18 protein-coding genes and 1 pseudogene are annotated in these 22,387 nt (G+C 63.6%); 10 read left to right on the top strand and 9 right to left on the bottom strand.

From position 1 onward, the window contains the following. Positions 1–88: 88 nt before the first annotated feature. Positions 89–841, top strand: coding sequence for a sulfite exporter TauE/SafE family protein (locus AC0QUY_RS36710; RefSeq protein WP_475390887.1), 753 nt, complete (start codon positions 89–91; stop codon positions 839–841). 70 nt (positions 842–911) lie between these two features. Here AC0QUY_RS36710 and AC0QUY_RS36705 read toward each other — a convergent pair whose 3' ends face one another. Next, positions 912–1,556, bottom strand: a complete 645-nt coding sequence (locus tag AC0QUY_RS36705) for a LysE family translocator (protein WP_161849877.1) — start codon at positions 1,554–1,556, stop codon at positions 912–914. 175 nt (positions 1,557–1,731) lie between these two features. Here AC0QUY_RS36705 and AC0QUY_RS36700 point away from each other — a divergent pair, with 175 nt between their 5' ends. Beyond that, positions 1,732–3,546, top strand: a complete 1,815-nt coding sequence (locus tag AC0QUY_RS36700) for an adenylate/guanylate cyclase domain-containing protein (RefSeq protein WP_475390885.1) — start codon at positions 1,732–1,734, stop codon at positions 3,544–3,546. Here AC0QUY_RS36700 and AC0QUY_RS36695 read toward each other — a convergent pair. Next, the gene (locus AC0QUY_RS36695) at positions 3,492–3,716 is read right to left on the bottom strand and encodes a hypothetical protein (protein ID WP_475390884.1); all 225 of its coding nucleotides are present in this window, start codon (positions 3,714–3,716) and stop codon (positions 3,492–3,494) included. The genes AC0QUY_RS36700 and AC0QUY_RS36695 overlap by 55 nt on opposite strands. Between AC0QUY_RS36695 and AC0QUY_RS36690 the strand changes: the two genes are divergently transcribed. After that, complete coding sequence (locus tag AC0QUY_RS36690; protein WP_161849879.1) at positions 3,700–4,368, top strand: hypothetical protein; 669 nt, start codon at positions 3,700–3,702, stop codon at positions 4,366–4,368. The genes AC0QUY_RS36695 and AC0QUY_RS36690 overlap by 17 nt on opposite strands. A 3-nt stretch (positions 4,369–4,371) precedes the next feature. On the opposite strand, the gene AC0QUY_RS36685 is transcribed toward AC0QUY_RS36690, so the two are convergent. Then, positions 4,372–5,319, bottom strand: coding sequence for an alpha/beta fold hydrolase (locus AC0QUY_RS36685; protein WP_475390882.1), 948 nt, complete (start codon positions 5,317–5,319; stop codon positions 4,372–4,374). Positions 5,320–5,555: 236 nt separating this feature from the next. Between AC0QUY_RS36685 and AC0QUY_RS36680 the strand changes: the two genes are divergently transcribed. Both AC0QUY_RS36680 and AC0QUY_RS36675 read left to right on the top strand, forming a co-directional pair. After that, entirely contained in the window at positions 5,556–6,023 is a 468-nt protein-coding gene (locus AC0QUY_RS36680) for an Hsp20 family protein (RefSeq protein ID WP_475390881.1), read from the top strand. 259 nt (positions 6,024–6,282) lie between these two features. Next, positions 6,283–7,059, top strand: coding sequence for an alpha/beta fold hydrolase (locus AC0QUY_RS36675; protein WP_161849882.1), 777 nt, complete (start codon positions 6,283–6,285; stop codon positions 7,057–7,059). 64 nt (positions 7,060–7,123) lie between these two features. On the opposite strand, the gene AC0QUY_RS36670 is transcribed toward AC0QUY_RS36675, so the two are convergent. Further along, positions 7,124–7,870, bottom strand: coding sequence for a hypothetical protein (locus tag AC0QUY_RS36670; protein ID WP_475390879.1), 747 nt, complete (start codon positions 7,868–7,870; stop codon positions 7,124–7,126). 480 nt (positions 7,871–8,350) lie between these two features. Between AC0QUY_RS36670 and gltB the strand changes: the two genes are divergently transcribed. Continuing rightward, the gene (gene gltB, locus AC0QUY_RS36665; RefSeq protein ID WP_475390878.1) at positions 8,351–13,084 is read left to right on the top strand and encodes a glutamate synthase large subunit; all 4,734 of its coding nucleotides are present in this window, start codon (positions 8,351–8,353) and stop codon (positions 13,082–13,084) included. Between the two features lie 150 nt (positions 13,085–13,234). Continuing rightward, positions 13,235–14,692, top strand: coding sequence for a glutamate synthase subunit beta (locus tag AC0QUY_RS36660; protein ID WP_475390876.1), 1,458 nt, complete (start codon positions 13,235–13,237; stop codon positions 14,690–14,692). A 132-nt stretch (positions 14,693–14,824) separates the two neighbouring features. On the opposite strand, the gene AC0QUY_RS36655 is transcribed toward AC0QUY_RS36660, so the two are convergent. Then, entirely contained in the window at positions 14,825–16,528 is a 1,704-nt protein-coding gene (locus AC0QUY_RS36655; protein ID WP_475390874.1) for an outer membrane beta-barrel protein, read from the bottom strand. Positions 16,529–16,720: 192 nt separating this feature from the next. Between AC0QUY_RS36655 and AC0QUY_RS36650 the strand changes: the two genes are divergently transcribed. Continuing rightward, entirely contained in the window at positions 16,721–17,734 is a 1,014-nt protein-coding gene (locus AC0QUY_RS36650; protein ID WP_475390872.1) for a KpsF/GutQ family sugar-phosphate isomerase, read from the top strand. 100 nt (positions 17,735–17,834) lie between these two features. On the opposite strand, the gene AC0QUY_RS36645 is transcribed toward AC0QUY_RS36650, so the two are convergent. Further along, complete coding sequence (locus AC0QUY_RS36645; protein WP_475390870.1) at positions 17,835–18,386, bottom strand: carboxymuconolactone decarboxylase family protein; 552 nt, start codon at positions 18,384–18,386, stop codon at positions 17,835–17,837. 71 nt (positions 18,387–18,457) lie between these two features. Between AC0QUY_RS36645 and AC0QUY_RS36640 the strand changes: the two genes are divergently transcribed. Continuing rightward, positions 18,458–18,799 (top strand): winged helix-turn-helix transcriptional regulator, encoded by a 342-nt coding sequence (locus AC0QUY_RS36640; RefSeq protein ID WP_161849888.1) that lies wholly within the window; start codon positions 18,458–18,460, stop codon positions 18,797–18,799. Here AC0QUY_RS36640 and AC0QUY_RS36635 read toward each other — a convergent pair. The 3 genes and pseudogenes from AC0QUY_RS36635 to hemH all read right to left on the bottom strand — a co-directional run bounded on the left by AC0QUY_RS36635 (position 18,796) and on the right by hemH (position 21,513). After that, on the bottom strand, positions 18,796–19,242 hold the full coding sequence (locus tag AC0QUY_RS36635; RefSeq protein ID WP_161849889.1) for an NfeD family protein: 447 nt from the start codon (positions 19,240–19,242) through the stop codon (positions 18,796–18,798). The two genes, AC0QUY_RS36640 and AC0QUY_RS36635, sit on opposite strands and share 4 nt — an antisense overlap. Before the next feature lie 44 nt (positions 19,243–19,286). Further along, positions 19,287–20,287 (bottom strand): annotated as a pseudogene (locus AC0QUY_RS36630) (SPFH domain-containing protein). Between the two features lie 188 nt (positions 20,288–20,475). Further along, entirely contained in the window at positions 20,476–21,513 is a 1,038-nt protein-coding gene (gene hemH, locus AC0QUY_RS36625) for a ferrochelatase (protein WP_475390918.1), read from the bottom strand. 115 nt (positions 21,514–21,628) lie between these two features. Between hemH and AC0QUY_RS36620 the strand changes: the two genes are divergently transcribed. Then, on the top strand, positions 21,629–22,027 hold the full coding sequence (locus tag AC0QUY_RS36620; RefSeq protein ID WP_475390868.1) for an MAPEG family protein: 399 nt from the start codon (positions 21,629–21,631) through the stop codon (positions 22,025–22,027). Positions 22,028–22,387: the final 360 nt, after the last annotated feature.

Raw genomic sequence — 22,387 nt, 5'->3', positions numbered from 1 at the left:
GAGGGAGAGATAGCCTTCGGCCAATCCGAAGGCTGCCTCCGTAACCTCCAGATTGTGCCCATTACGCCGATAGGTCAATCTCTCCCGCATGTTCGATACCCTGCTTCTCCTCGTCACTGCCACCTTCCTGCTCGCGGGCTTCGTGAAGGGCGCAATCGGGCTCGGCCTGCCGACGGTGTCGATGGGACTGCTCGCGGTGTCGATGCCGCCGGCCCAGGCGATCGCCATCGTCATCGTACCGGCGATCGTCACCAACATCTGGCAAACCTTCGGCGGCCCTTATCTGCGCGATATTTTCCGACGGCTATGGCCGTTGCTGGCCGGAACAGCTGCCGGCGTCTGGCTGAACGCGGGATCGCTGACCGGTCCCTATGCGCGCTATGCCACCATCGCGCTCGGCCTGCTGCTGGCGATCAATGCCATCATCGGCCTGTGCAAATTCAGTTTCACCGTTGCCCGCCAAAACGAAAAATGGGTCGGTGGCATCGTCGGAGTGATCACCGGCCTGATTTCTGCGGCAACCGGCGTCCAGGTCATTCCATCAGTGCCGTTTCTGCAGGCGATCGGCATGGAGAAGGAAGAGCTGATCCAGGCATTGGGCGTGTTCTTCACGGTCGCGACCCTGGCGCTTGGTCTCAACCTCACCGGCGCCGGCCTGCTGACGGTTGCAACCGCACTGCCCGGCGCAGTCGCCCTAGGGGCGTCCTTTGCCGGCATGTTTATCGGACAGGCGGTGCGGACGCGGCTGCAGCCGGATATCTTTCGGCGCTGGTTCCAGATCGGCATGATTGTACTCGGCCTCTACCTCGCCACGAACGCGTTTGCGAAGTTGATGTCGTAGCTTGCGCGGAAGCCATGCCGGACACCCGCTCATTTCTCGCCAGGGAATTCACCAGATAGGCGACCGGATCTTAACGCGCCTCCAGCATCGCCACGCGGATGCCGAGATAGACGAAAAGCCCGCCGAGCGCGCGGTTGACCCAGGCCACAGCGCCAGCCGATTGCCGGATACGGCCGGCGGCCCTGGCCGCGAAGGCGGCGATGCAGAAGCACCACAACATGCCGCTGGTGATGAAGATCAGGCCGAGCACCAGAAAGGCCACCGTCTTGTGGGGAGACTCTGCGGCCACGAATTGCGGCAGGAACGCCAGGAAGAACAGCGCCACCTTGGGATTGAGCACATTGGTCAGGGCGCCCTGCCAGAACACGCGGGCAAGCGACGTGTCGCCGCCTGCTGCGGCCACTTCCGCCAGCGGGCGCGAGCGCGACAGCAGCATCTGGACGCCCGTAAACAGCAAATAGGCGGCGCCGGCCCATTTCAGGACAGTAAAGGCGGCGGATGACGCCATTAACAGCGCCGACAGGCCAATAGCGGCACCGAACACGTGAACGAGGCAGCCGGTGCAGATCCCGATTACCGCCGCAGCCCCGCCCCGCCATCCGAACTGGATGCTGCGGCCGATAATATAGGCCGTGTCCGGCCCCGGGGTGATGTTGAGCAGCAACCCGGAGAGGATAAACAGCCAGAGTTCGTGAATGCCGAGCGCTTCTGCCATCGTTAACGGGTTCCCTTGCACCTGAGACCAATGCCAATCTCGAAGGATTGCAGTACTATCATGAGCAAATCGGCCTTCCACCAGATTGCGCATATTTTATAAACATTGGAATCGGTCGGCCGACCGCGTAGTGGTTATGCAGCCCATTCCGGCGCCGTTGGGGATATAAGGGGATATGGAAAGACGCCTGGCAGCCATCGTCTGCGCCGACGTCGCCGGCTATTCCCGAATGATGGGAGCCGACGAGGCGGGGACGCACGCCACGTTCAAGGCCCATCGAAGCGCGATCTACCCGATCATCCTCAATCATGGCGGCCGCCTGGTGAAGAACACCGGCGACGGCTTTCTTCTCGAGTTTCCCTCGATCGTTGGCGCAATCGAAGCTGCGGTCGCGATGCAGATGGTGATGGCGGAGCGAAACGAACATTTGCCCGCCGATCGCTCCATGCAGTTCCGCATGGGCATTCACATGGGCGACGTGATGGCCGACGAGGACGAGGTGTTCGGCGACGACGTCAACATCGCCGTCCGCCTCGAATCGGTCGCCGCCCCGGGCGGCGTGGCAGTTTCGGGCAAGGCCTGCCACGAGGCCGGCAAACGCCTCAGCGTCACCTTCGTCGATGCCGGTCCCTACCGGTTCAAGAACATCGAGGAGCCGATCCATGTCTGGACCTGGCAGCCGGGTGGCACTGATGCGGCCGGCCCCGCGCGCAAGGCGGCGTCCGAAACATCTGTCACAAATCTGCCTGCCCAATATCGCACCGCGATCGTGGGCGTGCTCCCGTTCGCGAATTTGAGCGAAAGCGCGGACGAGTATTTTTCCGACGGGCTGACCGAGGACCTGATCCACGCGCTTTCGCTGCAATCGTTCTATCGGGTGCTGGCCCGGAACTCGACGTTCCCGTTCAAGGGCAAGAACGTGAGCACGCGCCTGATCGCGCGCGAGATCGATGCCACCTACCTGATCCAGGGCTCGGTGCGCCGCGCCGCGAGCAAGATCCGCGTCACCGCCGAATTGATCGCGCCCGAAACCGGCGAACAATTGTGGACCGGCCGGTTCGACCGCGATATGGGCGACCTGTTCGCGATGCAGGACGAACTCACCACCAGCCTGTCGGCGGCGATCGCAGCCGAAATCTACCGGGCGGAAGCGTCCGCTCCGCCCCGTTCCTCGTCGAACGACATCACCGCCTGGGATCGTTTCCTCAAGGGGCTGTCCTACTATTATTTGCAGACCAAGGCGGATTTTGAAACCTCGATCAGCCTGTTCAAGGAGGCCATCGCGCTCGATCCGACACTGTCGATCGCGCGCGCCTATCTCGCCACTATCCAGGCCCAGGGCATCCAGTTCGGCTGGATCAAGGGTACGCGCGAAGTGTGGGATTCCGTGATGAGCCTCGCGGAGAGCAGCGTCCGGCTCGATCCCCGTTCGTCCTTTGCATTTCAGATTCTCGCCTATCTGCACGCGGTGGAAGGGCACTATGAGGCGGCGATGGATGCCGCCAAGCGGGCGGTCGGGCTCAACCCATACGACATGGGCGCCCGTGGGGTCCTTGGGTTCTGCCATCTGATGTCGGGCGAACACCGGCCCGCGATCGAGCTGTTTACGATGGCGGCGCAGCGCGGCAACAGCGACCCCCGCTACCAATGGGCGGCCGTGAACGCGTTCAGCCACTATCTGCTTGGACAATATGACGCTTCGCTGTCATGGGCGCGCGAAGAGCTATATGCCCATCCCAATCATCTTCAGGCGCTTGCGATACGGACGGCGGCGCTTGCGCAAATGGGACGAACTGCAGAAGCGGCAAGCGCGGCCGAAGTCCTGCTGAACAACTATCCGACCCTGACCATCGAACGGTACTTGCGGAATTTTCGCTGGAAGATGCCTGCCGACATCGCCCATCTACGCGAGGGCCTCTTGAAAGCCGGCGTTCCCTACAGCCGATTGACGCTCGTCGAAGCCTCGCCAAAGCTCGCCGCAGATTCCTGAGCGTGTGTGAACCGCTCGGTTGACACGGCGTCGAATTCCGCCAAAGCTTGCCACACGCTGAAGTAGCGCACCACCGCATTCCTTTCAGTACCGTCATTCGCTTCGCCTTCAGCGGACCGATTTTCATACTTGGCGCTTTGAGGATTTGAAGCCATGTCGAACACCTCCATCGATACTCCTCCGGGTGCAACACCGGCCGGACAGATTGCCGTTTCACCCAATAACCCATGCCCGTTTTTGCGCGCGCTGGTCGCCAACGGCTATGTCGGCGGCGACGTCGTGTCGCTTTCGCAGCTCTCCGAAATCGTCGGGGACGCGAGCGGGCAAACCGGCTTTGGTAAAAAGAAGGTGCGGATGGCAACCTGGATGGTCGCCGTCATCGCCAACGGCCTCGGGCCGGGACGCGTATTCAAGAGCGCGACCTCGGGCGCCGTGCTCGATCGACTGCGCAACGGTCCGCTCGACAAGCATGGTGGCGGCTCGCGCATTCTCGATGCCGAGGCGAGGGTCAATGACGAGCAAATCGACCGCCTCGCCAGCTTCGGCAAGGATTGCAAGGATCCGGCAGGCGGCATCGAGATCGGGCTGACGGCGAAAGAGATCGAAACCTTCATGGCAGCCAATATCAAGCGCGACGGAGATGCGGCACGCTGGTACTTCCCGATCCTGATGAAGGGCGAATGGCCGGTGCTGCTGAAAATCCTCGGCAAGGGCGAAGGCGAAGCGCGCTATCTCAGCGTCGCCGAAGTCAGGACGCTGTTCGTCGAGCGACGGCTGCCCGAGCGGATCACGGCACGGCTGCCGAAGCCGGCCTCGCGCTGAGCACTACTTGAACAGCGGCGTGCCCGGCACGAAGGCGTCAAACGCCGCCCAGAACTGCGAGCGGTAGCGGTCCTGCTCCTGCAGGATCTCGTGCTTGGAGCCTGCGATCACCAGATGCGAGCCGGCGCGCAGGTGATAGGCGAATTCCTCGATCGCAGCCGTTGAAACGATGGTGTCATTGCTGGCGGCCAGCATCAGGATCGGCTGGCGGATTTCGGACGGGTAATTCATGCCGCGAAAAGTATGCATCGCCCTGAACGCGGTATCGGCCCAGGCCACTGTCGGCGAACCAAGGCCCAGCGTCGGGTCTTCTTCCAGGATCGCGGCGTTGCGGGCGTAGCGCACGGGATCGCTGGTGAAGGGGTTGTTGATGAAGGATTCCGTCCCGGTCAGCGCGTCGCTGCCGCCGGGCACGTAGCGGCCGCCCTGCCCCATCAGCCGCATGGTCCGAAGCAGCGCCCGCGTCGGGAACGAGGTCCTGCGCCCCGGCAGGTCGATCATCGGCGCCGACAGCACCATGCGGTCGAACCAGCGCTTTCCCGCATGCGCGACCCGCAGCATGACCGCACCGCCCATCGAATGCGCCAGCGCGAAAAACGGCGGCGGGCAATCCGGCAGCACCACCTGCTGCACGAAGGTTTCTACGTCGACCTCGAAATCGGAGAAGTCGCGGACATAGCCCTTGCGCGGATCGCGCAGGCGGCGTGAGGAATGCCCCTGGCCGCGCCAGTCGATCATCGCCACGGCAAAACCGCGGTCGCGCAAGTCGCGCACCGTCTCGAAGTATTTTTCGATCTGCTCGCTGCGGCCGGTGAAGACGCAGACTGTGCCCTTGCGGCCCGCCGGCGGCGCCCAGCGCGCGAACCGCAATTCCGCGCCGTCGGGCGTCTTGATCGTGCCCGAGACGACATCCTCCGGAACCGGATTGGCGGGGATCGAGACGAGCGTCATGCGAGGGAACCGGCTAGGTGAAAAGGGCTGGAAATCAAGGCGGGGGCGCAAAAAAGGGGCCCGTTTCGCCCCTCTTGAACGTCATTTCACCCCTCCCATATCACTTCTGTGCAGGCCGCTACCAGTGTTTCGGAACCGAAACTCACGGCTCCAAAACTCTAAGGCTGCACAGGACTACGGCCCGGCCCGATGGCGGGCGGGTTAATTGAAACAGTCGCTCAATGGAGGACTACCCTATGCGTACCTACGACCTCACTCCGTTTTATCGTTCCACCGTCGGCTTCGACCGCTTCTTCAACCTGCTGGATCAGGTGACCTCGGACGGCAGCCCCGGTTATCCGCCCTACAACATCGAGCGCACCGGCGAGAACGCCTACCGCATCAGCGTTGCGGTCTCCGGCTTCGCGCAAGGCGAGCTTTCGATTGTCGCGAAGGAAAACACGCTGACGATCAAGGGCGAGAAGTCAGCCAACGAGAACGGCAACGACAAATCCGAAGTGCTCTACCGCGGCATCGCCGCGCGCGCCTTCGAGCGCATCTTCCAGCTTGCCGATTTCGTGCAGGTGAAGAACGCCTCGCTCGAGAACGGCCTCCTCCATGTCGATCTCGTCCGCGAGATCCCCGAGGCCAAGAAGCCGCGCAGCATTCCGATCAACTCGGGCGCGCAGACCCCGCAGGTGGTCGACGCCTCGGTCGCCGCGTAAGCAGCCAGAATTTCGGCCGGTATTGGCCGAACGCGAAAACGCCCCGGGAAACCGGGGCGTTTTTTTTGCGCTCATGACAAGGACGGAGCGGTCCGCGCTCCGCTGATTAACAGCGAATTTAAATGATGTCCGCCTCTGCAACGACTACTTCATCGCGCGAACCGGCACCGGTGACTAGAGACGCGTAACATTTGCAGTTCGGCGACGTACTCACTTTCGCACCCGGCACTTCAACAGACATATCAACCAGGAGAGATCGATGACGAAGTTACAGATCGTTGCGGCGCTCGCCGCCAGTGTTTTTGCAGGCTCGTTCGGCGCACTCGCCACGCCGGCGCAGGCCGCCGCACCGGTCAAAGTGAAAAACGTCGTGCTGGTGCACGGTGCCTGGGCCGACGGATCGAGCTGGTCGGAAGTCATTCCGCGGCTGCAGGCAGCGGGACTTCACGTCACGGCGGTCCAGAATCCGCTGACCTCCCTGGCGGATTCGGTCGCCGCCACGCGCCGTGCACTGGCGCAGCAGGACGGCCCGACCGTGCTGGTAGCGCATTCCTGGGGCGGCACCGTCATCAGCGAAGTCGGCACCGATCCCAAGGTCACGGGGCTGGTCTATATCGCAGCGCGCGCGCCCGATGCGGGCGAGGATTTCGTCGCGCTATCGCAGAAATTTCCGGCCGGCCCGGCGCGTGCCGGCGTTCAGGAGCATGACGGCTTCACCAAACTGTCCGAGGACGCGTTCCTGAAATATTTCGCTAATGGCGTCGACCGCAAGACGGCGGAAGTCCTCTACGCCGTGCAGTGGCCGACCGCGGCTTCGATTTTTGCCGGCCGCACCACCGCAGCCGCCTGGCATAGCAAGCCGAGCTGGTACGCGGTGTCGAAGCAGGACTACACCATCAATCCCGACCTCGAGCGGTTTCTGGCCAAGCGCATGAATGCGACGACAGTCGAGTTGGACGCTGGCCATCTGTCATTGGTCTCGCAGCCGGACAAGGTCGCCGACCTGATCCTGGCCGCCGCCGGTCAGCGCGAATAGCCCGCCACAATGAAAACGCCCCGGTAAGGCCCGGGGCGTTTTTTGTTCATGGTCCGGATGGAAGTTACTCCAGCCCCTGTGCCTTTGGCATATCCTGCGTCGGCGCAATCTGCGGGGCGGGCTTGGCTGGGACCGATTCCGTCGTCGTCGGCGAAGCCGCGGCCTGAACTTCGGTCGGCTTCGGCGCAGGTGCCGTGGCCTGCTGCTGCACCGGAGCCGGCTTGGCCGCGATCGGGCTGGCCTTCGGCACCGGCACCGTGCGGCTCGCAACCTTGGGAGCCGGCCGCATCGGCCGCGGCTCGGCCTGGACATGAGCTGGCGCGGCCTGGACATGAGCCGGCGGAACCGTCGCATGGGCCTGCGGCGGCCGAGCCCCTGGAGTTCCAGGGAGCGCGCTGTGCTCTTCATAGAAATTGTCGCCCATGCCGTAGCCCGGCACGAAGCGGATGATCCGGCCGTTCCGCGCGTCGATCACCAGCCGTCCGCCCTCGCCGCCGCGGTCGATCGCCGCGATCGTGTAGACGAAGCCGCGGAGCCTCGGGATACCGAGCGGCGAGAATCCGTTGTCGCGCAGCACGGAATAGACTTCTGTGGACGGCAACAGGCCCGGACCGGGGCCATAGCCATAGCGTGGCCCGGGCTCGTAATACGGCCCGGGAGCCGGCTGCGGCGCCACCGCATAGGGGGCCTCGAAATCCGACACCGCCCTGTATGGCGAGCGTCCGATCCCATCAGGCCCGGGCACCTGCGCCTGCGCGCCACCCGCCAGAAGGATCAATCCCGCCGCCAAAGATCCCGTGAACAACTTCATTACCGAAAGCTCCTGTAAGCCCCGCAGCCGCCGCGCCGAAGCGAAGCATTTCTTGCTCTCGCCTGCCGGTCCGGGCTGGAATTTCAGTGCGAAATCCGGCAGTCCTTGGGCCGGATCGGGGCGCCGTTGCCGCAAATCCCCGCTGGCAGTTTTTCCCCAAGCCGGCCAAGCGCCGATCTGCATGCGGGCGAGGACTTTCACGCGCTTGTGTGATAAAGAAAAATTTGCAATGGTCGAAGGTAGGACAGTATCACTGTCTCAATTGCGGGGCTTTCCCGGCACAGGGATTGCACCGAAACCGTGGCGCCACGAGCGTCAGGGCAGTGCAGGCAAGGCCGTTCCTCAGGGACGTTGAACGCCCAGGCCTGAATTTAAGAAATTGCGGCTCGCGGCGGACGAGCGGTGGCCCGGTGGGTGCCGCAAGCGTCCAAGGTGCGCCGACGATACGGTGAGGCCCTTAGCCTTTTTGAGAGGAATGAGATGAGCGGGTCGGAATTCGAGCGCGAAAATATCGTGGCAGAAACCCTGTCGGCGACCGCGGCTTCGAAACCGGCCGACACTACGCGCGAGCATGACTGGCGTCCGCCGGCCGAGGGCCTGTACGACCTCGGCATGGAGAAGGATTCCTGCGGCGTCGGCTTCATCGCCAACATCAAGGGCCGCAAGTCGCACCAGATCGTCTCCGACGCGCTCAACATTCTCTGCAATCTCGAGCATCGCGGCGCCGTCGGCGCCGACCCGCGCGCCGGCGACGGCGCCGGCATTCTGGTGCAGATCCCGCACGCGTTCTTTTCGCGCAAGGCCGCCGAGATCGGCTTCAAGCTGCCGGAGCCCGGCCATTACGCGATCGGCGCGCTGTTCATGCCGAAGGAGACGGCCTGGCGGAAGGTGATCCAGAGCATCATCGCCGAACAGATCAAGGAAGAGGGGCTCGTGCTGCTCGGCTGGCGCGACGTGCCATCCGACAACGCTTCGCTCGGCGTAACCGTCAAGCCGACCGAGCCCTACCACATGCAGATGTTCATCGGCCGCAACGGCACGGCGAAGACCGAGGACGAGTTCGAGCGCAGGCTCTACATCCTGCGCAAATCGATTTCGCAGGCGATCTATCAGCGCCGCGACCGCGGCATGGCCGGTTACTACCCGGTCTCGCTGTCGTGCCGCACCGTGATCTACAAGGGCATGTTCCTCGCCGACCAGCTCGGCAAGTACTATCCCGACCTGCACGAGGCGGATTTCGACAGCGCGCTGGCGCTGGTGCACCAGCGCTTCTCGACCAACACCTTCCCGACCTGGTCGCTGGCGCATCCCTATCGGATGATCGCCCATAACGGCGAAATCAACACGCTGCGCGGCAACGTCAACTGGATGGCGGCGCGGCAGGCTTCCGTGCATTCGGAGCTCTACGGCAAGGACATCAGCCGTCTGTGGCCGATCTCCTATGAGGGCCAGAGCGACACCGCCTGCTTCGACAACGCGCTCGAATTTTTGGTGCAGGGCGGCTACTCGCTGCCGCACGCGGTCATGATGATGATTCCGGAAGCGTGGGCCGGCAATCCCCTGATGGATGAGCAGCGCCGCGCCTTCTACGAATATCATGCCGCGCTGATGGAGCCGTGGGACGGCCCCGCCGCGATCGCCTTCACCGACGGCCGCCAGATCGGTGCGACGCTCGACCGCAACGGCCTGCGTCCGGCGCGTTATCTCGTCACCAAGGACGACCGCATCGTGATGGCGTCCGAGATGGGCGTGCTGAAGATTCCCGAGGACCAGATCGTCACCAAGTGGCGGCTGCAGCCGGGCAAGATGCTATTGGTCGATCTCGAACAGGGACGTCTCATTCCCGACGACGAGATCAAGGCGACACTGGCTAAGAGCCATCCCTACAGCGACTGGCTGCATCGCACCCAGCTCGTGCTGGAGGAATTGCCTGACGCGCCCGTCAAGGGCATGCGCTCCAATCTGCCGCTGCTCGATCGGCAGCAGACGTTCGGCTATTCGCAGGAAGACATCACCATCCTGATGACGCCGATGGCGGCGACCGGCGAGGAAGCCGCCGGCTCGATGGGCAACGACACGCCGATCTCGGCGTTGTCGGACCGGCCGAAGCCGCTGTTCACCTATTTCAAGCAGAACTTTGCGCAGGTCACCAACCCGCCGATCGATCCGATCCGCGAAGAGCTGGTGATGAGCCTCGTCTCGATCATCGGACCGCGGCCGAACCTGTTCGACCTGCAGGGTATGGCCTCGACCAAGCGGCTCGAAGTGCGCCAGCCGATCCTGACCGATGCGGATCTGGAAAAGATCCGCTCGATCTCCGACGTCGCCGACACGCATTTCAGGTCGCGCACGCTCGACACCACCTTCCACGCCGGCTTCGGCGCGGCGGGAATGGAGCAGGTGCTCGACGAGCTCTGCGCGCGCGCTGAAGGCGCGGTGCGCGAAGGCGTCAACATCATCATCCTGTCCGACCGCATGGCAGGCACCGACCGAATTCCGATTCCCTCGCTGCTTGCCTGCGCCGCAGTACATCATCATCTGATCCGCACGGGCTTGCGCACCTCGGTCGGCATCGTCGTCGAGTCCGGCGAGCCGCGCGAAGTGCACCATTTCGCCTGCCTGGCCGGCTACGGCGCCGAGGCGATCAATCCTTACCTCGCGTTCGAAACCATCATCGCGATGAAGGACCGCCTGCCGGGCTCGCTCGACGACTATGAGATCGTCAAGCGCTACATCAAGTCGATCGGCAAGGGCCTGCTCAAGGTGATGTCCAAGATGGGCATCTCGACCTACCAGTCCTATTGTGGCGCGCAGATCTTTGACGCCGTCGGGCTGAAGGCCGATTTCGTCGCAAAATATTTTGCCGGCACCCACACCCGCATCGAAGGCGTCGGGCTCGCTGAGATCGCCGAGGAAACCGCGCGCCGCCATACGGATGCGTTCGGCGACGCGCAGGTCTACAAGACCGCGCTCGACGTCGGCGGTGAGTACGCCTACCGCACCCGCGGCGAGGACCATGCCTGGACCGCCGAATCCGTTTCCACGCTGCAGCATGCCGTGCGCGGCAATTCGCAGGAGCGTTACCGCGCGTTCGCAAAAATCCTCAACGAGCAGTCCGAGCGGCTGTTGACGCTGCGCGGCCTGTTCCGGCTCAAGACCGCCGAGGACGAGAAGCGCAAGCCCGTAAAGCTCGACCAGGTCGAGCCGGCAAGCGAAATCGTCAAGCGTTTCGCCACGGGAGCCATGTCGTTCGGCTCGATCTCGCGCGAGGCGCACACCACGCTCGCGATCGCGATGAACCGGATCGGCGGCAAGTCGAACACCGGCGAAGGCGGCGAAGAGGCCGATCGCTTCAAGCCGATGCCGAACGGCGATTCGATGCGCTCGGCGATCAAGCAGGTCGCCTCGGGCCGCTTCGGCGTGACGACGGAATATCTCGTCAACTCCGACATGATGCAGATCAAGATGGCACAGGGCGCCAAGCCCGGCGAAGGCGGACAGTTGCCCGGCCACAAGGTCGACGCGACGATCGCGCGTGTGCGGCACTCGACGCCCGGCGTCGGCCTGATCTCGCCGCCGCCGCATCACGACATCTATTCGATCGAGGATCTGGCGCAGCTCATTTACGACCTCAAGAACGTCAATCCGGACGGTCAGGTCTCGGTCAAGCTGGTTTCCGAAATCGGCGTCGGCACGGTGGCCGCGGGCGTTGCCAAGGCGCGCGCTGACCATGTCACCATCGCAGGCTTCGAGGGCGGCACCGGCGCCTCTCCCCTCACCTCGATCAAGCATGCAGGCTCGCCGTGGGAAATCGGCCTTGCCGAAACCCATCAGACGCTGGTGCGCGAGCGGCTGCGCAGCCGCATCGTGGTCCAGGTCGACGGCGGCTTCCGCACCGGACGTGACGTCGTGATCGGCGCGCTGCTCGGCGCGGACGAGTTCGGCTTCGCCACCGCGCCCCTGATCGCGGCAGGCTGCATCATGATGCGCAAGTGCCACCTCAACACCTGCCCGGTCGGTGTCGCGACCCAGGACCCCGTGCTGCGCAAGCGCTTCACCGGCCAGCCCGAGCACGTCATCAACTACTTCTTCTTCGTCGCCGAGGAAGTCCGCGAGATCATGGCGCAGCTCGGCTACAGGAAGTTCGATGAGATGGTCGGCCAGACCCAGATGCTCGACCAGTCCACGTTGGTGGCGCACTGGAAGGCCAAGGGGCTCGATTTCTCAAAGCTCTTCGTCCGCCAGAAGGAGGAGGCGGGCCAGAAGATCTATCACGCCGAGGCCCAGAACCATCATCTGGAGAAGGTGCTGGACCGCCGCCTGATCGAGAGGGCGCAGGCCGCGCTCGACCGCGGCGCGCCAGTGAAGATCGAGGACGAAATCAACAACACCGACCGCTCAGCGGGTGCGATGCTGTCGGGCCAGGTCGCAAAGATCTACGGCCATGCCGGACTGCCGCATGACACCATTCACGTCAGCCTGAAGGGCACCGCGGGCCAGGCGTTCGGCGCGTGGCTGGCGCGCGGCGTCACTTTCGATCTCGAAGGCGAAGGCAACGACTATGTCGGCAAGGGCCTTTCCGGCGGCCGCATCATCGTCAAGCCGCCTAGGAATTCCGGCATCGTGCCGGAAGAGTCCATCATCGTCGGCAACACGGTGATGTACGGCGCGATCGAGGGCGAATGCTATTTCCGCGGCATCGCCGGCGAGCGTTTTGCGGTGCGTAACTCCGGCGCGATCGCGGTCGTCGAAGGCGCCGGCGATCATTGCTGCGAATACATGACCGGCGGCATCGTCGTGGTGCTGGGCAAGACCGGGCGCAACTTCGCGGCCGGCATGTCGGGAGGCGTCGCCTATGTGCTGGACGAGGCCGGCGATTTCGAAAAGCTCTGCAACCTCTCGATGGTCGAGCTCGAGCCGGTGCTGTCGGAAGAGCTTATCAACGCCGGCACCTACAATCACTCCGGCGATCTCGAGGCGCATGGCCGGGTCGATGTGTTCGCCAATCTGCTGGAGTCCGATATCGAGCGGCTGCACATCCTGATCACGCGCCACGCCAAGTTGACCGGCTCGAAGAAAGCGGCCGAGATTCTCGCCGACTGGAAGACGTGGCTCCTGAAATTCCGCAAGGTGATGCCGGTGGAATACCGCCGCGCGCTGAAGGAATTGAAGGCAAACGCCGACGCCGAGCCAAAAATCGCGATCGGGGCTTAGTTAAACGAGCCCGTCATTGCGAGCGCAGCAAAGCAATCCATAGCGCCACAAGCCGAACAATGGATTGCTTCGCGTCTCACGCTCCTCGCAATGACGGAGGGTGACGGAAACAGACAGATACGAACGAGAGATGCAGGGGCATCAGGTTTAATGGGCAAGATCACAGGTTTTCTCGAGATCGACCGGCATGACCGCAAGTATGCGCCGGTCGCCGAGCGTTTGAAGCATTATCGCGAATTCGTCATTCCCTTAAGCGAGAAGGACACCCGCGAGCAGGCCGCGCGCTGCATGAACTGCGGCATCCCCTATTGTCACGGCACCGGCTCGGTGGCGCCGGGCACGCCGGGCTGCCCGGTCAACAACCAGATCCCCGATTTCAACGACCTCGTCTATCAGGACAATTGGGAAGAAGCCTCGCGCAACCTGCACTCGACCAACAATTTCCCGGAGTTCACCGGCCGCATCTGCCCCGCGCCGTGCGAAGCGTCCTGCACGCTCAACATCGACGACAATCCGGTCACCATCAAGACGATCGAATGCGCCATCGTCGACCGCGCCTGGGACAATGGCTGGCTGAAGCCTGAGATTGCGCCCGCCAAGACCGGCAAGAAGGTCGCAATCGTCGGCTCCGGCCCCGCCGGCCTTGCCGCCGCGCAGCAGCTCGCGCGCGCCGGTCATGACGTCCATGTCTACGAGAAGTTCGCCAAGGCCGGCGGATTGCTCCGTTACGGCATCCCCGACTTCAAGATGGAGAAGCACATCATTGACCGCCGCGTGGCGCAGATGGAGGCCGAAGGCGTGACGTTCCATTACGGCGTCCATGTCGGCGGCACCTCGGACAGCGCGATCGATCCGCGCGAGTTGCTCAACCAGTATGACGCCGTGGCATTGACCGGCGGCGCCGAAGCCGGCCGCGATCTGCCGATCCCCGGCCGCGACCTCGACGGCATCCATTTTGCGATGGATTTCCTGCCGCAACAAAATCGGCGCGTCTCCTCCGAGCCGCTCGGCGACGCCAAGGACATTCTCGCCGAAGGCAAGCATGTCGTTGTGATCGGCGGCGGCGACACCGGTTCAGACTGCATCGGCACCTCGTTCCGGCAGGGCGCAAAATCCGTCACGCAACTCGAAATCATGCCGGCGCCGCCCGAGCACGAGAACAAAGGCGTGACCTGGCCGAACTGGCCGTTGAAGATGCGGACCTCGTCGAGCCAGGCCGAAGGCGCCAAGCGCGAATTCGCAGTGCTGACGCAAAAATTCTCGGGCGTCGATGGCAAGGTGCAGAAGCTGCACTGCGTCAAGGTCGACGACAAGTTCAAGCCGCTGCCCGGCACCGAGTTCGAACTCGATGCGCAGCTCGTGCTGCTGGCCATGGGCTTCGTGCACCCGGTGCACGAAGGCATGCTGAAGACGCTCGGCGTCGACCTCGACCAGCGCGGCAACGTCCGCGCCAATCTGACCGACTACAAGACCTCGCTGCCCAACGTCTTCTCCGCCGGCGACATGCGCCGCGGCCAGTCGCTGGTTGTCTGGGCGATCCGTGAGGGACGTCTCTGCGCGCGGGCGATCGATCAGTATCTGATGGGCTCGACGACGCTGCCAAGGTAAGCAGAACGGACAGGCCGCTCCTGTGGTGCCCGGACTTGATCCGGGCATCATCAATCTTCATCAGACTCTAGCGAAGGGACTGGATTTGCCGGGTCAAGCCCGGCAATGACGAGTTCGGCACGGCCGCCGCTCTCAATTCTGGACCCTCACCCCCAGCATCACCACCGTCGACGCCGTGCTGTTGCCCGGCAGGTTCGAATCCAGCCAGTCGCGCCGCAGCGTGCCGCGGAGCCAGATGTTGCGGTTCATCTTGTAGATGGCTTCGCCCGACAGGGTGTAGATCTTGTCGCGCCTTGGATTGCCCTGATAGTCGAGCGTGCCCCAAGTGAACTTTCCGATTGTGGTCAGCCAGCGGCGGAAGTCGTGGTCGACCTCGACGGTGTAGATGTGCGTCAGCACGCCCGACGTGCCCGGCAGCGTGGTCTCGGTGATCGTGGTGTCGGAATAGAATTTCGCCGTCGTCAGCGGCGTCGCGGTCCACACCAGCGAGGACGAGACGAGCAGGCCTTCCAGGCGATTGAGTCTTGGGTCGACATAGTCGCGCGCGGCGTAGCCGACAGCGATTTCGCCGGTCAGCAGCCGCGAGAATTCGAAGCTGGTGCCGCCCTTGAGGTAGCCGCCCGAGGAATCGCGCGCAAAGCCGGCACGGTCGAGCTTGACGTCATGCACGCGGCTATCACCCTGCACCTCCACGAACGGCTTGATGCCCGGCTTCAAATCATAGCTGACGCGGCCGATGCCGCCGTATTGGTTGAAGTTGCGGTCGTCGTTGGTGGTCGAGGTGCCGTCGGTGAGCTTTGAGTTGGTATAGTCGGTGCGGTCGACGGTGGCGCCGGCGGAAACCTGCAGGCGGTTGAAGGTCTGGTCGACGCCGATGGTGGTGCCTACCGTGGTGTAGATCGGATACTTGGCCAAGCCGGCCTGCACGTTCGGGCTGCCGGGATTGTCGGTCGAGAGGAACAAGCGCCCCTGCGCAGTCAGCCGCGTGTCGCGGCTGACATCGAGCCGCCCGTCGACGTGGCCGATGAAATTGGGCCGATCGATATCGAGCGGTGCCGACAGCGGCGTGCCGTCGGCGTTCGACGTGAGATTGCTGCCGTAGCCGGTGAAGGAGCCGCGGAGATCGGCGACCAGCGCATGGCGTTCCCAGTCGGAGACTGCGAGGAATTCCGGCGCGACCACGTAGAACGGCTTGCCTTGCGCAGCGGCAAGCCGGCCCGGATTGGTGTCGTAGCCGCCCGAGAATTCGACCGCGGATTTGATCAGGAAACTGCCGGCGTAATCGCCGACGGCGCCGAATGGGTCGTCGTCGATCCTGAGGCGCTTGCGCGGCGGCTGCCCCACCACCGTGCCCGCCATGGCCGGCGCAAGGCGCGTCTTGTTGGCGGATTCCGAAGGCGGGATCGAGAGCCGCAGCGGCGTGTTCGACGCAATCGGCGGCGGTGGACTGCCGGGACCGACCGGCGGCTTCGGCCTCGCTTGCCCCGGGTAGTATTTCGGTTTCTTGCGCTTGCGGTTGAGCGAGTCGTAGCCGGAATCGGCGGCGCCGCTCGCAGCCGGCAAACCGTATTTCGGGATCTGTCCGATCCGCGACGGCGCGCGCTTCTCATCGTCCTGCAGCTTCGGACTGGCGAGCGGATCGTTCACCTCAGCCGCGGTCCGGCGCAGCGGCGAATCCGGCGACGTCACCTGGCTGGCGCGCCTTGAGCTGAACAGGTCCGGCGTGACGGTTTGTGCCAGGCCTTCGGTTCCCGACAGCGCCGTCAGCGCAAGGCACAGCAAGGCAGCGCGGAGAGTGCGCGCGCGGCTGCTCCGGCCCGTTACTGGCCCCGCCATCACGATGGAATATACTCCAACAAAAACAGCTACTTACTCGACGCCTTCCGCGGGCTCGCGGAACATGTCGTTAATGGAGTTAAAACAATTATGGTTAATGGGTCGTTGAGAGCTCTGCGGCGCGCGTCGCATCGCCAGACGGGCCATGCTATGGAGGGCTTTGGGGCGCGGCCCCTCCTCCCTGGAACAGACATGGCCCATTCGAATCCGCTGATGGCAAAATCATCCGGCACCGACTTCGCTGACTCCGCCGTTCAGTCGGCCTTGCGCACGCTCGATGCCGAGGGCAGCGGCATCGCCGCGCTCACAGCGGCGCTGCAATCCGATCTGCGCGCCCCCTTCACCGCCGCCGCCGACCTGATCCGCAACGCCAAGGGCCGGCTGATCGTCACCGGGCTTGGCAAATCAGGCCATATCGGCCGCAAGATCGCCGCGACCTTTGCCTCCACCGGCACGCCGGCGTTCTTCGTTCATGCCGCCGAAGCCAGCCACGGCGACCTCGGCATGATCACCGCCGACGACGTCATCCTGGCGCTGTCCTGGTCCGGCGAGCAGCCGGAGATGAAGAATCTGATCAGTTATGCCGCGAGGTTCCGGATTTCCGTGATCGCGATGACGGCGGAGAGGGAATCCTCTCTAGCCAAGGCAGCCGACATCGCGCTGACGCTGCCGAAGGCGCGCGAGGCCTGTCCGCATAATCTGGCGCCGACCACCTCCTCGCTGATGATGCTCGCGCTCGGCGATACGCTGGCGATCGCGCTCCTGGAAGGCCGCGGCTTCACCTCGACCGATTTCAGCGTACTGCATCCCGGCGGCAAGCTGGGTGCGATGCTCAAATATACCGGCGACCTCATGCATTCCGGCGACGCGGTGCCGCTGAAGCCGCTCGGCACCCGCATGTCCGAGGCACTGGTCGAGATGACTTCGAAGGGTTTTGGCTGCGTCGGCATCATCGACGCGCGCGGACATATTGTCGGCATCGTCACCGACGGCGATTTGCGCCGCCACATGGGGCCCGATCTGATGACGGCCACCGTCGACGAGGTGATGACGCGCAATCCGAAGACGATCGACCGCGACGTGCTGGCCGGCGAAGCGCTGGAGATTCTCAACTCCTCGAAGATCACGACGCTGATAGTCACCGATGCCAACAAGCCGGTCGGTATTGTACATCTGCACGATTTTCTGCGCGCGGGCGTGGCGTAGGCTCAATATCTCCACGTCATTGCGAGCGAAGCGAAGCAATCCATAGCTCTGCAAGCGGAGAGATGGATTGCTTCGTCGCTTTCGCTCCTCGCAATGACGACTAACGCGGAAATCTTGCCGCGCTCTCCTCCAGCGGCAGCGCCAGTCCGTTGGCGAGATACGACACCGTGCGATAGAGTCCGCACAGCAGGATGATCTCGAATATTTTTGCCTCGTCGTAATGCGCCGAGAGCGCCGCGAATTCCACGTCATCGAGCGTAGCCCGCTCGTGCAGCGCATCGACGGCGGCGATCAGCGCCTGTTCTGCCGCCGACCAACAGCCAGCATCGGCATCGCCAAACACGGTGGCGCGGACCTGTTCCTCCGTCAGCCGTGCGGCTTCCGCGAAGGCCGTAACGTGCACGCCCCATTCATATTCGCATCCCGTCCGCGCGCAGGTGCGGTCGATGACGATCTCGCGCTCCCGCAGGGAGAGCGGGCCACGGTCCAGCAGGCTGCCGGCGCGGAATTTCTCCCAGGCGCGGGCATTGCCGGCGATGACGCGAAACAGCATCAGCGGCGGCGCGCCGCGCATGATTCGGTCGAACTGCTGCTGGATCTCCGGTGCGTAAGGCGGCTCGAGCGGCGCGATGCGCGGCGCAGTCTGGGACACGGCCAACTCCTGTGCTACAAATAACGTAGCAATACGCTACATTATTTGTAGCGGCGCGCAAGAGGGTCCGCATGCCGAAACCACCCGCCAGCACGAAACAACGCGCCGTTCGCGGCTCCAGAACCGGCCGCCCCATCATGGCCCTGCTCGATCTGCTCGGCCGCCGCTGGACCTTGCGGATCGTCTGGGAGCTGCGCGACGGCCCGTTGACCTCGCGCGCGCTCCGCACCGCCTGCGACGACGCCTCGCCGACGGTGATGCAGGCCCGGCTGTCGGAGTTGCGCGAGGCCGGCCTCGTCGAACTTCTGCCCGGCGATGGTTATCGCCTCACTCCGCTCGGCAGGGAGCTGATGGAAAGCTTCCTGCCGCTGCATCGCTTCGCCGAACGCTGGAGCAAGCAAACCGCAACTTAGGCCGCCGCCACCGTCAGGCTGGCCCCGTCTGCCCGAACCACCTTGACCCTGCTGCCGGCGGGCGCGTCGGGGCCGGCGACGCGCCAGATCGTGTCGTCGATCCGCACCGTGCCTGTGCCGTCGACGATCGGCTTCTCCAGCGTGAATTCGCGGCCGATCAGCGCCTCGGTCCGCCTGTTGAGAAACGGGCTGCTCAGGTTGCTGCTTCCGGCGCTGCGCGCGAAATATCGCCACGCCGGCACGGCGGCGATCGCGAATATCGCGAACATCAGCAATTGAGTCTGCCAGGTCGGATTGAACGCAAACGATACCAGCCCGACCAGCAGCGCCGCGAGCCCGAGCCAGAACATGAAGACACCCGGCGCGAGCAATTCCAGCGCCATCAGGAGGAAGCCGAAGATCAGCCAGTTCCAGGTGCCCAGGGTAGAAAACATCTCGGCCATGACACGAACCTCTAATCAACGAGAATGAACTTCCGGATCGATGCTCACCGCTGCGGCGTGACCGGCGGCGGCGTCGGACCGGTGTTCGGCACCGAGGACGTCCGCCGCGCGGCGGCTGCCGCGGAGGCCGCGCTTTCGCCGAAGGTCGCCTTGGCGATCTCGCCGATGCCGGCAAGCGATCCCAAAATGCTCATCGCTTCGATCGGCAGCATGATGATCTTCTGGTTCGGCGAATCCGCAAGCTGCCCGAACGCCTTGATATATTTGTCGGCGATAAAATAGTTCAGCGCGGCGACGTCGCCCTTGGCGATGGCCTCGGAGACCATCTGTGTCGCCTTGGCCTCGGCCTCCGCGGAACGTTCGCGCGCCTCGGCGTCGCGGAACGCGGCCTCCTTGCGACCTTCGGCTTGCAAATCTGCCCCTGCTTGGCGCCTTCCGCGCGCAGGATTTCCGACTGGCGCTGCCCTTCCGCCTGCAGGATGTCGGCGCGCTTGACGCGCTCGGCCTTCATCTGCCGGCCCATCGCTTCCACCAGATCGGCCGGCGGCACGATGTCCTTGATCTCGATGCGGTTGACCTTCAGCCCCCACGGTGACACCGCGGCGTCGACAACGCGCAGCAGCCGCTCGTTGATCTCGTCGCGATGCGACAGCACCTGGTCGAGATCCATCGAGCCCATCACGGAGCGGATGTTGGTCATGGTCAGCACGATGATCGCCTGCTCGAGATTGGCGACTTCGTAACTCGCTTTCGCCGCGTCGAACACCTGGAAGAAGGCGACGCCGTCGACCGTCACGGTCGCGTTGTCCTTGGTGATCACTTCCTGCTCGGGAATGTTGATCACCTGCTCCATCATGTTCATCTTGCGGCCGACGCGATCGAAATAAGGCACAATCAGGTTCAGTCCCGGCGACAGCGTGCGGGTGTATTTGCCGAACCGCTCGATGGTCCAGTCATAGCCCTGCGGCACCGTCTTGACCCCCGCGAACAGCGTGACAATGACGAGCAGAACAAGGGCAATCGCGAAAATATCGAAACCAGTCATAAAGTCCTCCAAGGGCCGGCAAGGTGAGCGTTGCCGGGCGCGGTCTCTCATTTTTGTCAGCAAAGCCGCGGCGCCGGTTCAGACCGGCTGTTCTCGAGTCATGGCTATATAGCTGGGGAACAATTTGCCGGCCACCAGATGTTATCGAGGGCCGAACGGCGGCAAGCTATGGGAAATTTTTCGGCAGGTTAAATCCACCCCTGAAGCTCGCGCAAAACGAGCTGGCGGATGACGTCCATGCCAGGCTCGCTGTCGTTGAGGCAGGGAATCGCGGAGAATTTCTCGCCGCCGTTGTGCTTGAAAATCTCGGCGTTTTCCTGCGCGATCTCCTCCAGCGTCTCCAGGCAATCGGCCGAGAAGCCGGGGGTCACAACGGCAATGCGCTTCACGCCATCTTTCGGGAGTTTTTCGATGGTCTTGTCCGTATAGGGCTGCAGCCACTCGTCGTTGCCGAAGCGCGATTGAAACGTAAGGATCAGTTTGGAGGCATCAAGCCCCATGCGCTTGCGCAGGGCTTCGGTCGTTGCGACGCACTGCGCCTGGTAGGGATCGCCCTTGTCGACATATTTTTGCGGCATGCCGTGAAACGACGCCACGATCAGCTCGGGCTGAAACGGCAGGCTAGCGAGATGTTCTGACATCGAGACGGCGAGCGCTTCGATGTAATCGGGATCGTCGTAGTAAGGCGGGCTCACCCGTAGCGTCGGCTGCGCGCGCATGCCGGCGAGCGCGCGAAACACCTCGTCGCACACGGTCGCCGAAGTCGCCGCGGAATATTGCGGATAGAGCGGCACCACCAGCAGGCGGTCGCAACCTTGCGCGGCCAGCGCCTCGATGCGCGAGCGGATCGACGGATTGCCGTATCGCATCGCCCAATCGACCACGACGTGCTCGCGGTCCGAGATCGCCTCGCCAAGCTTTTCGGCCTGCGACCGGGTGATGGTCTTGAGCGGGGATTCGTCTCGCTCGGCGTTCCAGATCTTCCGGTAGTCGCGCGCCTTGCGGGCAGGACGCACGCGCAAAATAATGCCGTTGAGGATCAGCTTCCAGACGAGGCCCTGGTCCTCGATCACGCGCGGATCGGACAAAAATTCCTTCAGATAAACCCGCACCCCCTGAGCATCGGCGGTATCGGGCGTGCCGAGATTGACCAGCAGCACGCCGATGCGTTGCGGCGGGGTTGCCGACGCCGGCTTCGCATTGCCAAAGGGGACGACCACGGTCATGATTTCGATGGCTTCGCGCGTTGCACCATCCTTGTCAAGACAACCGCCGGTTCGGTACGCTTCCCAGATTGCCGCGGGGCGCGCGCGCGCGCCAGTGCGCGCGGGGAGAGGAACCATGACGATCGCCGAATGGTGCATTTTCGGAACGCTGCTGCTCTACCTGCTGACGATCGCCTCGGTCAAATGGGCCGCCCACGCACGTTTCGACAATGCCAAGCCGCGCGATCCTGCCTTCTACCAGGACCCGATCCGCGCCCGCGCGCTCGGCGCCCATCAGAACGGCATCGAGGCCTTTCCGTTCTTTGCCGTCGCCGTGCTGCTGGCGGAGTTTCGGCTGGGGCAGCAACGCCTGATCGACGAGCTCGCCATCCTCTTCGTGATCGTGCGGATCGCCTACGTCTTCACCTATCTCGGCAACCGCCCGACGCTGCGCTCGATCCTCTGGAGCCTGGGGTTTGCGATCAACATCGCGATTTTCTTTCTGCCGGCGATCAAGGGGTATCTGCCGGCGTAGGGTGGGGCTGGTGGTCATGCTGTGCTCGCAATGACGGGGAGACAGCGACGCAATACTCGACTGTCATCCCCGCGTATGCGGGGATCCAGTACGCTGCGGCTTCTCGACTCAATCACTGATGTCTCTGGAATACTGGATCACCCGCTTTCGCGGGTGATGACAACTGACTATGAGGATGCCTTCTCGCGACATGAACTGCCCGAGGTTTTTCATTTTCGTTTGCCTTCTGAAAATTCAGAGCAACTGTGCTGGAAGTAGCCCGGTGATCGGCCGGCCTCAAGGCTGGCGCTGGCGCGCCCCCGCCTACGGCGGCTGCGGCCTTGACCCCGCCCGTTCACCGGTCTGTCGGCTTTGCAAGCG

The sequence above is a fragment of the Bradyrhizobium sp. WYCCWR15520 genome, from assembly GCF_056174665.1.
Note: the sequence above shows the minus strand (reverse complement) of the source record. Positions and strands in the feature narration are given on the sequence as shown.